The sequence below is a fragment of the Acinetobacter sp. AOR18_HL genome (assembly GCF_027855145.1).
In the GTDB taxonomy this organism is placed as follows: domain Bacteria; phylum Pseudomonadota; class Gammaproteobacteria; order Pseudomonadales; family Moraxellaceae; genus Acinetobacter; species Acinetobacter pittii.
This window is the reverse complement of sequence record NZ_JAKTIG010000039.1, coordinates 23086-33831: the sequence shown is the minus strand read 5'-3', so window position 1 is coordinate 33831 and position 10746 is coordinate 23086. Positions and strand designations below refer to the sequence as shown.

General features: G+C 37.5%; 12 protein-coding genes. 2 read left to right on the top strand and 10 right to left on the bottom strand.

Annotation, left to right across the window (positions count from 1 at the left end; translation table 11 throughout):
- Positions 1 to 54: 54 nt before the first annotated feature.
- Positions 55 to 1080 carry an IS30-like element ISAba125 family transposase gene (locus MKL51_RS11545; RefSeq protein WP_004994718.1) on the top strand — a complete coding sequence of 342 codons (1026 nt, stop codon included), beginning with the start codon at positions 55 to 57 and terminating at the stop codon, positions 1078 to 1080.
- Between the two features lie 22 nt (positions 1081 to 1102).
- Here MKL51_RS11545 and MKL51_RS11540 read toward each other — a convergent pair whose 3' ends face one another.
- From MKL51_RS11540 to pqqA, 7 genes are all read right to left on the bottom strand, one after another.
- The gene (locus MKL51_RS11540) at positions 1103 to 1279 is read right to left on the bottom strand and encodes a hypothetical protein (RefSeq protein WP_002113575.1); all 177 of its coding nucleotides are present in this window, start codon (positions 1277 to 1279) and stop codon (positions 1103 to 1105) included.
- 579 nt (positions 1280 to 1858) lie between these two features.
- Complete coding sequence (locus tag MKL51_RS11535; RefSeq protein ID WP_086376677.1) at positions 1859 to 2911, bottom strand: dipeptidase; 1053 nt, start codon at positions 2909 to 2911, stop codon at positions 1859 to 1861.
- Between the two features lie 18 nt (positions 2912 to 2929).
- On the bottom strand, positions 2930 to 4084 hold the full coding sequence (pqqE, locus tag MKL51_RS11530; RefSeq protein WP_002113586.1) for a pyrroloquinoline quinone biosynthesis protein PqqE: 1155 nt from the start codon (positions 4082 to 4084) through the stop codon (positions 2930 to 2932).
- On the bottom strand, positions 4081 to 4365 hold the full coding sequence (gene pqqD, locus MKL51_RS11525; RefSeq protein WP_002113640.1) for a pyrroloquinoline quinone biosynthesis peptide chaperone PqqD: 285 nt from the start codon (positions 4363 to 4365) through the stop codon (positions 4081 to 4083). Before pqqD ends, pqqE begins: the two co-directional genes overlap by 4 nt.
- Positions 4362 to 5120, bottom strand: a complete 759-nt coding sequence (gene pqqC / locus MKL51_RS11520) for a pyrroloquinoline-quinone synthase PqqC (RefSeq protein ID WP_002113690.1) — start codon at positions 5118 to 5120, stop codon at positions 4362 to 4364. The genes pqqD and pqqC overlap by 4 nt, the downstream gene beginning before the upstream one ends.
- 8 nt (positions 5121 to 5128) lie before the next feature.
- Positions 5129 to 6040 carry a pyrroloquinoline quinone biosynthesis protein PqqB gene (gene pqqB, locus MKL51_RS11515; RefSeq protein WP_002113742.1) on the bottom strand — a complete coding sequence of 304 codons (912 nt, stop codon included), beginning with the start codon at positions 6038 to 6040 and terminating at the stop codon, positions 5129 to 5131.
- Positions 6041 to 6114: 74 nt separating this feature from the next.
- The gene (gene pqqA, locus MKL51_RS11510) at positions 6115 to 6189 is read right to left on the bottom strand and encodes a pyrroloquinoline quinone precursor peptide PqqA (protein WP_001982218.1); all 75 of its coding nucleotides are present in this window, start codon (positions 6187 to 6189) and stop codon (positions 6115 to 6117) included.
- 247 nt (positions 6190 to 6436) lie between these two features.
- Between pqqA and MKL51_RS11505 the strand changes: the two genes are divergently transcribed.
- Entirely contained in the window at positions 6437 to 8227 is a 1791-nt protein-coding gene (locus tag MKL51_RS11505; RefSeq protein WP_005076028.1) for a bifunctional metallophosphatase/5'-nucleotidase, read from the top strand.
- 67 nt (positions 8228 to 8294) lie between these two features.
- Here the strand turns inward: MKL51_RS11505 and MKL51_RS11500 are convergent, their stop codons facing one another.
- From MKL51_RS11500 to MKL51_RS11490, 3 genes are all read right to left on the bottom strand, one after another.
- Complete coding sequence (locus MKL51_RS11500; RefSeq protein ID WP_005076029.1) at positions 8295 to 8696, bottom strand: transcriptional repressor; 402 nt, start codon at positions 8694 to 8696, stop codon at positions 8295 to 8297.
- A 503-nt stretch (positions 8697 to 9199) separates the two neighbouring features.
- Positions 9200 to 9862, bottom strand: a complete 663-nt coding sequence (locus tag MKL51_RS11495; RefSeq protein WP_002113807.1) for an isochorismatase family protein — start codon at positions 9860 to 9862, stop codon at positions 9200 to 9202.
- A 68-nt stretch (positions 9863 to 9930) separates the two neighbouring features.
- Entirely contained in the window at positions 9931 to 10701 is a 771-nt protein-coding gene (locus MKL51_RS11490) for an SDR family oxidoreductase (protein ID WP_270904319.1), read from the bottom strand.
- Positions 10702 to 10746 lie beyond the last annotated feature (45 nt).

The following is a 10746-nucleotide window of genomic DNA, read 5'->3' as shown; positions in this document are numbered from 1 at the left end:
GGCAGAGTAAAACTTGAAGTGCGACATAAACCACCTAATTAATTTAAAGGGTTTATGGAGTATATAAAATTGTCATACCATCATCTTAACTTTGAAGATCGTACTGCATTAATGCTTGAGTCAAGAAAAGAAGGCTTTTCAGCCAGAAAATTTGCTGAACTCATTAAAAGACATCCTAGTACGATCTATCGTGAGCTTAAAAGAAATAGCATCAATGACGTTTATCAAGCTCGATATGCTTCTGATAACACCTTCGCTAGACGTAGACGTGGTCACAGAAAACTCAAAATCGATTCAATCCTCTGGAAATTTATTGTTGAAGCGATCCGTTGTTTATGGTCTCCTCAGCAAATAGCAAAGCGTTTAAAGACATTTCCTGATTTGGATCAAACAATGAATGTAAGCCATACAACGATTTATTCAACGATACGAGCATTACCCAAGGGTGAGTTGAAAAAAGACTTATTATCCTGTCTGCGTCATGAAAATAAAAAGCGAAAAGCTAACGGTGAACCTAAAAAAGATTCTATATTACAGGATATTAAAACTATTCATGAGCGCCCAGCCGAAGTTCAAGAAAGAAAAATACCGGGTCATTGGGAAGCTGATTTAATTAAAGGTAAAGACAATAAAAGTTCGATAGCAACACTTATTGAACGAAATACACGGCTCTGTATCTTGGCAACATTACCTGATGCAAAGGCAGAATCAGTGCGCAAGGCTTTAACTGAAGCTCTGAAATATTTACCTGCAGAACTGCGTAAAACGTTGACCTATGACCGTGGACGCGAGATGTCAGAACATAAAATACTCGAAGAAGATTTAGGCATAGATGTATATTTCTGTGACCCACATTCACCTTGGCAAAAAGGCACATGCGAAAATATGAATGGTTTAATTAGGCAATATTTACCTAAAGGGATTGATTTAAATCAGGCAGATCAGCATTATTTAAATCAAGTTGCCATGTCACTGAATACTCGTCCTAGAAAGGCGTTAGATTGGCTTACACCATTAGAGAAATTTGCTCAGCTTGTTGATTATCATATGGCTTTTGAAACTGTCGCACCTCATGTTTGAATTCGCCCCTTTTTATTTAATTCTAAACTTGTACTGCGTTATCCAGCGAACCATCATCTTTATTTTTAGCAGTGTCTTTACTAATCAATGAGTCTGTATCACTATCTGTGGTAAAGCTTTTGCTATTTTTTTGCTTTTTCTTGTACATACACATCCCAATCGCGATACCTGTTCCCAATACTATAATTGACTTTAACATTTTGCACCTCTTCGATTAACGGAGTAACTTTTGAGAAATTAGCTTAAATTAATAGCATAAAATTTGTTATTTAACGGCTTTGATTTGCTCCGCTTTTGTAAGGTGTTTATTTTTTATGTTAATTGAAGAGAAAAATAATCCCGAAAAATAAATTTTGATACAAAGCAAAAAGCCTATTCTAAAAAAGAATAGGCTTTTCACTGTATTTCAGGATTAAGCAGCATTATGAATCGCTTTAGGCAATCTTATTATCTTTAAAAATACATTACAAATGTATTTAATGCTGAACTTTTAGTCAAGATGGGATTGAGGGTTTTTACCAATAATTAGCGATTATTGTGATGACTGTCACGTTTATATAATTAGGATAAGAAAAAACCCATTTCTACTTCTCATAAAGAAATGGGTGATGTGAAAACCACAAAAGACCTGAAATACCAAATGTTCTTACATTCAGTAAGGTTGAGTGTAGTGAATATACCGAATGGTTGACAATTAAACTATTTGTATTTTTTTTAGTCATTTCGGCCAATAAAAAAATAGTTATGATTCTGTAGATTAACTCTGTTTAGTCATTCATTATTGACCAAAAATTCTATAAAGCACCCTCACCCAATTATTAAGACATATATTTTCAATCAGTGTTTTTGAATAACCACGCTGTTGCATACGTTCAATTAAGCGATGTAGGCTTGTCACATCTTCAAGTTCAGTACCTATAAGTGCACCGTCAAAATCCGACCCAAAGCCCACATGCTCTTCGCCCAAATGATCCATTAAATATTCTAAATGTTCCAAAATTACATCAATGGATGTATCCGCATTTCGTTGTCCATCCGATCGTAAAAAAGCGACATCGAAATTTACCCCTACCATCCCTTTACTTTCTCGGATTGCTTTGAGTTGTGGGTCAGTTAAATTACGGGCTTGAGGACATAACGCATGTACATTAGAGTGCGTTGCTACAATTGGCTGCTGCAATATATCTACAGTATTCCAAAAAGCTTTCTCATTCATATGTGAAACATCAATCACCATTTTTTTATTTGCACAGCGTTTTATAAAGTCTTTGCCATCACTCGTGAGACCTGCTCCCGTGTCAGGTGAGTGAGGAAACTTAGCATTTAAACCATGTCCAAAACGGCTAGGTCTATTCCAGAGTGGGCCAATACTACGCAAGCCTCTTTCATAAAATACATCGAGTAAATCAGGATTTTGTTGTAAAGCTTCTGCACCTTCCATATGCAATACAATTGCTAGCTTTTGCTCTGCTAAACAATCCTGAATATTTTGAGCCGAGGTGCAAATTTTAATATTTTTAGAATACTGAGCAAGTTGATGAGATAAATCAAGTTGTTCCAAGCAAATTTGTTCAATTTGTTGTTGCGTAAAATCAGAAGCATTCTGATCAAATAATTTATTGGAATGATGCTGTTGCACATAGCTATATGGCGGTAAAAAAATCGCAAATATTCCACCAATAAACCCAGCTTCTTGACAGCGTTTTAGATCAAGATGGCCTACTAAACGTTCATGAATAAAAGCATGTACAGGATCTGGATGGTCACTTAGCCATAAACGTGTTAATGCGTCATTATGTCCATCAAAAACTGGAATATGGCGAGGCTTCATGAGTATTCCTGTTAATTGCTATATATCTGTAATCGTGTGGACTGGAATATTTTGGGTGGCGCTTAAAGATTTAGAGTTTCTACTATTACGGAAGACTAAATTTTGTAGAGGTGCAACCAACTGACTTTCTGCCCGTGCTTGTTCAATCATTTGATGATACGGCGATTTCCCACATACAGGATCGGCATTAGCCGCATCTCCAGTCAACATATAGGCCTGACAACGACATCCGCCAAAGTCACGATCTTTATCGGGACAGCTACGGCACCCTTCTGGCATCCACGCATCGCCACGGAAATGATTAAATCCAGTTGATTTGTACCAAATATCTGACAATTTATGTTCGCGGACATTCGGAAACGAAATGGGCAGTTGTCGTGCTGCATGGCAAGGTAGCGCCATACCATCTGGAGCAACCGTAAAGAAGATTTTACCCCAGCCATTCATACAGGCTTTTGGTCGTTCCTCATAATAATCGGGCACAACAAAAATGAGTTTGCAAGGGTGATTTTGCGCTTTTAATTTTTCTCGATATTCATTGGTAATCCGTTCAGCTCGTGTCAGTTGCTCTTGTGTGGGTAATAAACCTTGGCGGTTTAAAAAAGCCCAGCCATAAAACTGACAAATTGCCAACTCGACTGTGTCTGCGTTGAGCTCAAGGCAAAGTTCAATAATTTGTTCAATCTGGTCAATGTTATGTCGATGAATAACAAAGTTAAGCACCATTGGATAATCGTATTTCTTAACCAATCGGCACATTTCATATTTTTGTTCAAAAGCATGTTTTGAACCTGCTAAGGCATCATTCACCACAGGATCGCTAGCTTGGAAGCTCACTTGAATGTGGTCTAAACCCGCTTGTTTTAGATCAGCAATACGTTGTTCGGTAAGACCCATGCCTGAGGTAATGAGGTTGGTATAAAACCCTTGTTGATGAGCATGTGCAACGAGTTGTTCTAAATCTTGACGTACCAGTGGTTCACCGCCAGAAAAGCCGAGTTGAACAGCACCCATTTGACGTGCCTGATCAAAAACGTCAAACCACTCTTGAGTGGTTAGTTCATTTTTATGCTGAGCATAGTCCAAGGGGTTTGAGCAATATGGGCATTGTAGCGGACAACGATAAGTTAACTCCGCTAATAACCATAAAGGCAGGCCAACACCTTCTGTCATACTAAATCAATCCAGTGTTGCTGTTTTGCAACCAGCATATAATCCACTACATCTTGATCAATCTCAGAAATATCACCAAATTTTTGCTTTAACTGAGCAATAATTGCAGAAACATTTTGCTGCCCATCAATATATTGCCCGATTGCCCCTGCACTCTCATTTAACTTAATCATGCCTTCAGGATATAAAATCACAAAACCATTTTGAGCTGGCTCGAACTGAAAACGGTAACCTTGTCGCCATGTTGGCACAAGGTTTAAATCAAACTGCTCTTTATTCATTTAAATAGTCCTTTGTGCCAAACTCGTTTGCTTGTCACGCTGTGATATGGTGCTTCATTGTGAACATATGCCAAAGTTAAAGCATCTAAAATGCTCCATAAAATATCCAGTTTAAACTGCAATATTTCAAGCATTCGTTCTTGTTGCTCAAAAGTTGTAAATGAATCAAGCGTAATCGTTAGACCATGTTCAACGTCACGGCGTGCCTGACTCAAACGAGAACGAAAATACTCATAGCCTTTATCATCAATCCATGGGTAATGTTGTGGCCATGAATCAAGTCTTGATTGATGAATTTGTGGAGCAAAAAGTTCAGTTAAAGAGCTGCTTGCTGCTTCACGCCATGAAGCACGGCGTGCAAAGTTTACATAGGCATCTACCGCGAAGCGAACGCCCGGTAAAACTAACTCTTCAGAAATAACTTGTTCGCGACTCAAGCCCACAGCTTCAGCTAAGCGTAGCCATGCTTCTCGACCACCGCCATCTGGATATTCACCATCTTGATCGATCATGCGTTGAATCCATTCTTGACGGACTCGCTGATCAGGGCAATTTGCCATAATCGCCGCATCTTTAAGCGGAATATTAATTTGATAGTAATATCGGTTTGCAACCCAAGCCTGAATTTGTTGCTGGGTGGCTTTACCTTCATACATCATCACATGAAATGGATGATAGATATGATAATACTGGCCTTTATCGATAATGGCTTGTTTGAATTGTTCAGTCGTTAAAGCTTCAGGTGTTTGAGTCATGTTTCACCTTAGAGTTCAATCTGCATGCCGTCATAGGCAACTTCTACGCCATTTGCTTTAAGCTCAGCAAACTGACTAGAGTTTTCATTTAAAATTGGATTGGTATTGTTAATATGAATTAGCACTTTTTTAGGTGTACTCAGCTTGTTTAAATAAGACAGTGAACCACCTTCGCCACTAATATATAAATGCCCCATTTCGCGGCCAGTTTTAGTTCCAACCCCTGTTTGTTGCATTTCATCGTCTGTCCAAAGCGTACCATCGATCATGACACAGTCTGAACTCTGCATAATCTGCATGATTTGATCGTCAATTTTTCCAAGACCCGGCGCATAGAACAACTGTTTTTGTGTCTTATGATCTTTGATAATTAAAGCAATATTATCGCCATCATGTGGGTTATTTCGATGCGGTGAATATGGTGGAGCTGCACTTTTAATAATTAAGGGTAAAAATTCTAAATTTTCAAAACCATCAATTTTAAAAGCTTGTTTAGGGTTAATCTCATGATATTGAAGACCACCATTCCAGTGTTTGAGCATATTAAATACTGGAAAGCCGTTCGTTAAATCTTGGTGGACCATTTCTGTACACCATACATTCATTGGACAACCTTCACGTAAGGTTAAAAGCCCAGTGGTATGGTCTAACTGACTGTCCATTAAAATAACGCTTATTATTCCTGTATCACGCAATTTACGCGCTGGTTGCGCTGCTTTAAATTCGAAGAGTTGCTGACGGATGTCAGGTGACGCGTTTAATAAAACCCAGTCTGTTCCATTTTCAGAAACAGCAATCGATGATTGAGTACGGGCTTTGGCTTGGATTGTACCTGTGCGCACACCATGACAATTCGGGCAATTACAATTCCACTGCGGAAACCCGCCTCCAGCAGCTGAACCTAAAACATAAATATACATAAAATTAATATCTTATTAGAAAGAGATAAGCCCTAGAACAAGACTAGGGCTTATGACATATTTGATGAAACTGATTAACGTGCTTCAAAGTACATTGTAACTTCAAAACCAATGCGTAAATCAGTAAAAGCTGGTTTAGTCCATTGCATAAATTATCTCCGGTTCATATTAATCTTATGAAATGAATCACTTGATTAAGATTTATAAGGCAATTAAACATTTATTCTAAATAAAAAAATTGGGTTTGTAGACCACCCCTAGCTAAGATATTGTTCGATAATTGTGTTTTTTGTCCAAATTTTAATATTTCGAACATATTTGCTTATTGGGTGTTTCATCAAACATTCACACTAAAAGCGTATTTTTTATGCGTCTTAATTGATCAAATGATAAAAAATGAAAAATTTAACAATACTTTTTAAAGTAACAACACTTTCTCTGGCTGTAGCATTATTGGTGGGATGTAATGACGATGATGATAATGACACAGCACCACCTGCTCAAAGAAGCAATCAAACCGTAAATATTTTAGCTTTTAATGACTTTCACGGAAATCTTGAGCCACCTAAGCGTTATGTCGAGGCACCAAATCCAAATGATGCTGCTCAATCTGTTCGTATTCCTGTAGGAGGAGTGAGTTACTTCGCCGATGCGATTAAAAAACTTAAAGCAGAGAATCCAAATAATGCTGTGGTTTCGGCAGGCGATTTAATTAGCGCTTCTCCTCTCACCTCTTCTTTATTTTTAGATGAACCAACCATTGAAGTCATGAATGATATTCAAATTGACTTTAATGCTGTAGGTAACCATGAATTTGACCGTGGTACAGACGAATTACGCCGTTTAAAAAATGGTGGATGTCAGCAATATACCAGCACTGTACCTTGTCAAATTAATAAAAACTTTAGTGGTGCAAAATTTGATTTCCTCGCTGCTAACGTAGCAATGAAAAACGACACCAGTAAAACAATCTTCCCTGCTTATAAAGTCAAAACTTATGGTGGAATTCCAGTTGCATTTATTGGTTTAACCCTTAAAGCGACGCCAAGTATTGTTTCTGCGGCGGGTATTAAAGACGTTGAGTTCCGTGATGAAGCAGATACGGTAAATGCCTTGATTCCTGAATTAAAAAAACAAGGAATTGAAGCCATTGTAGTCGTTGTCCATGAAGGTGCGGCGCCAAGTACCAAGCTCAATCAAAAAACATGTGATGGCTTAAGCGGTCCAATTTTGGGTATTTTGGATAAACTTAATCCAGCAGTTGATATTGTTGTTTCAGGTCACACACATCAATCTTATATTTGTGACTATGCGACAAAAAATCCAGCTAAACCATTCTTACTTACTTCAGCTGGACAATATGGCACGCTTATTACTGACATCAAGATTGAATTAGATGGTAAAACTGGTGATGTCATTAAAAAAGATGCGAAACAGGTTCCTGTACAAAGTGAAGCCTATACATCCGGTACAACCACGGTAAGTCTTACAGACCTCTATCAAAAATTTAGTAAAACTCCAAGCATTGAAGCAATCTTAGATAAATACCGCCAAGCTGTGACTACCATTTCAAGTCGTGTGGTTGGAACTGCAACAGCGGTGATAAGTCGTACTCAAGTCGAAAGTGGTGAAAGTCCGCTAGGTATTATGATTGCCGATGCTCAGCAAGCGGCTGCCTTAAAAGCAAGTAATCAAGGCTCAGATTTTACGCTAATGAATCCAGGCGGTGTGCGTGCGGATCTACTGATTAATAGTAGTAACCAGATTACCTTTGGTGATGTTTTTGCGGTTCAACCTTTCGGTAACTCTATTGTGACGTTGAGCTTAACCGGTAAACAGATTAGAGATGTGCTTGAACAGCAATGGTCTGGTGCAAATGCAAATTCACCTAGAATTTTACAGCCGTCTAAAGAGTTGAGTTACCAATATGCAGCAAATACATCTGTTTCACCACGAGCAACTAACATTATGATTGCAGGTTCACCGTTGGTTGACACTAAAGTGTATCGCGTGACGGTAAATAGCTTCTTGGCAGATGGTGGTGACAACTTTACGGTATTAAAAGAAGGCCAAAACCGTGTCGGTGGTGGTCAAGATATTGATGCGCTTGAAAACTATGTTGCTGAAAACTCTAAAGATTCACCTTTAACTATTCCAGCTACGACTCGAATTAAAGTTATCAAGTAACTGATTTAATGAGAATAAAGGACAGTATGATGCTGTCCTTTATTTTCTATGGCAGTTTAAAAGATTTTTATTCGGTATATAGATTGAGCTCAACACTACTGATATCGACTCCAGTATTTGCAAAAATAATATCCGTAACCTCATGAAGTAATTCTTTAACTTTGTCATTTTCAAAGTTCAATGCTTCAGAGGTTTTGAGCGAAATAAGGTTACAACTCATCTTGTCTTTTCTAAGCTTATAAATACTTTTGCTTTTCCCTAGGAATACTCTTTTGATGAGTTTACGGTTTTCAAATTCTGACAAGATTCGATAAATCGTTCCTAGCGTTATTTTATGTTCATTTTTAATTTGCGTATAAATACTCACAGCACTTAAGCCTTGTGGATTTTGATTTAAAATTTCAAAAACCTGTATTCTTGATTTTTTTATGGGTAGTCCATTTAATAATGATTTTGAAGTTGCTGTCATGATTAATTAACCTTAATGTTGAAAAAATATAGAAATTTTTTAAATTATTTTGTCTATACTTACTTGAAAATTATGGAAATGATTTGATGTATAAATCAGAGCTTATTACCCTATAAATAAGCTTTGAGCTGATTATAAGATTCTGAATAATTTAATATTATTCCTAATTCACTATCTACATGTACGCACTTGGCGAATAAAAGAATTCTTGAGCTGAACCATATTGCGACCCTCTTCATTAAGTCATTTTTCGACCTTATTCTATATAATGATTAACACATGATAAATATTATCATTTATGTTTAGCGGTGTATCATATACATATAAGTTTTAATATTCAATATTAAGTAATTATCAAATGCATAATGATAACCATTATATATTACTGATTAAATGATGATGAGTTGCATCAATTCTCTATTATAAGTATTCATTTCCACCCATATAAAAAGCAGATCGATGATCTGCTTTTTATATTTTAAATAGAATAAGTTAAATGACTATTATGCTAAGGATGGTACATCTTGTTCTTGCATCCATGCATGAATCACTTGTTGTGTTGTCATGACTTGAGCGCATCGTGTACTAGCATATTTTAACGCCATATCGTGCTCTTCTCGGCTAAAGTCAGCTAATGCATCACCACATAAGAATGGTTGGATGTTTAGCATAAAAGCTTCAGCAGCACTCATAAGACAACCAATATGTGCATATACCCCACAGATAATTAGTTGATCGCGACCAGATTCCCGCATGAGTTGTTCGAGAGGTGAAAATTTAAAAACACTATATCTCCACTTGGTAAGAACCGTATCATTTTTTTGAGGTGAAATTTTTGGCAAAATCTGCGTAAAGCTCGGCTCGTTCTTTAAACCAGGTCCCCAAAAATCAGTTAATAACTGTCGATGTTCAGGTGATTGATTACCCGGTTGTGCTGTATAAACAACGGGAATATTAGATTGATGAGCGGCGTCAATTAATGCTTTGGTATTTTTAATGAGTTCTGGAATAGGTTCCTGAGTCAAGTCATAGAAATCTAAAAAATATTGCTGCATATCATGAACCAATAAAACAGCTCGATTCGTATGCAATGGCCAATTTGTTTTGTTGGGAGTAAATTCATGGGCTTGGGGCATACTGTAACTTGCAATCTTTGGAATACTCATTAGTATTTTCCTTTTCTATTTTTCAAAATATTTTTTAATTTCAGATGGTTGTTGTGCTGAAGTAATCTTTAAACCCCAAGTGTCGCTCCCCCATCTACCACTATTTCTTGCATCGTAATTTGGGCAGCTTGGTCCGAAAGTAAAAAGATCACGGTATTGGCAATATCATCTGGTTGCGCGAGTTTTCTTAAGGGAATACCTGTTCGGTACTGACTCAAATCACCATCAATTACTGCAGGTGGAGGTGTATTATCAGTCCAGAGTTGTTGCTGCATTTGAGTGAGAGTAGATCCAGGTGAAACAATATTTAGCCTGACTTGATAAGGTGCAATTTCAAGTGCCAGATTGCGACAAAAATGACTCAGTGCGGCCTTAGTGGTGGCGTACATACCAAGTTGCATACGCGGCATGCGTGCACTATTTGAACTAATAGTGACAATACTGCCCTGCCTTTTTGCACAAAAATGTTTAGCAACTTGTTGGCTAATCGCAATAGGTGCCATGACATTGATCGCAAAAAGTGTTTCCCAATCTTCCGTTTTGGCTTCAAGCATGGAGCGCATAATTAATACTCCTGCTGCATTTACTAACCCCGTAATTTCGTATCTTTCTAAAAGCTCTGAAATTAAAGTTTGTGTTTCTTGTTGATGGGTAATGTCTTGTGAGAGGCCTTGCCATTGTGAAGTTTGATCTGGCGTTATTGTTTTGCTGATATCCCATTGTTTAGGATTTTCTTGTCGGTCAATACCAATAACGTGATAGCCCTGATCTAGTAGTTGCTTGGCAATAGCCGCTCCTATCCCTCTTGCAGCACCTGTGACCACGATGGTAGAGCGCATGTGGATACTCCAATTTATATTATAAAGAAATCTATAAATATAATT

Bases quoted from the DNA above. Each gene is read 5' to 3' on its own strand.
- MKL51_RS11545 (WP_004994718.1), top strand. From the start codon at position 55: ATGGAGTATATAAAATTGTCATACCATCATCTTAACTTTGAAGATCGT.
- MKL51_RS11540 (WP_002113575.1), bottom strand. From the start codon at position 1,279: ATGTTAAAGTCAATTATAGTATTGGGAACAGGTATCGCGATTGGGATG.
- MKL51_RS11535 (WP_086376677.1), bottom strand. From the start codon at position 2,911: ATGAAGCCTCGCCATATTCCAGTTTTTGATGGACATAATGACGCATTA.
- pqqE (WP_002113586.1), bottom strand. From the start codon at position 4,084: ATGACAGAAGGTGTTGGCCTGCCTTTATGGTTATTAGCGGAGTTAACT.
- pqqD (WP_002113640.1), bottom strand. From the start codon at position 4,365: ATGAATAAAGAGCAGTTTGATTTAAACCTTGTGCCAACATGGCGACAA.
- pqqC (WP_002113690.1), bottom strand. From the start codon at position 5,120: ATGACTCAAACACCTGAAGCTTTAACGACTGAACAATTCAAACAAGCC.
- pqqB (WP_002113742.1), bottom strand. From the start codon at position 6,040: ATGTATATTTATGTTTTAGGTTCAGCTGCTGGAGGCGGGTTTCCGCAG.
- MKL51_RS11505 (WP_005076028.1), top strand. From the start codon at position 6,437: ATGAAAAATTTAACAATACTTTTTAAAGTAACAACACTTTCTCTGGCT.
- MKL51_RS11500 (WP_005076029.1), bottom strand. From the start codon at position 8,696: ATGACAGCAACTTCAAAATCATTATTAAATGGACTACCCATAAAAAAA.
- MKL51_RS11495 (WP_002113807.1), bottom strand. From the start codon at position 9,862: ATGAGTATTCCAAAGATTGCAAGTTACAGTATGCCCCAAGCCCATGAA.
- MKL51_RS11490 (WP_270904319.1), bottom strand. From the start codon at position 10,701: ATGCGCTCTACCATCGTGGTCACAGGTGCTGCAAGAGGGATAGGAGCG.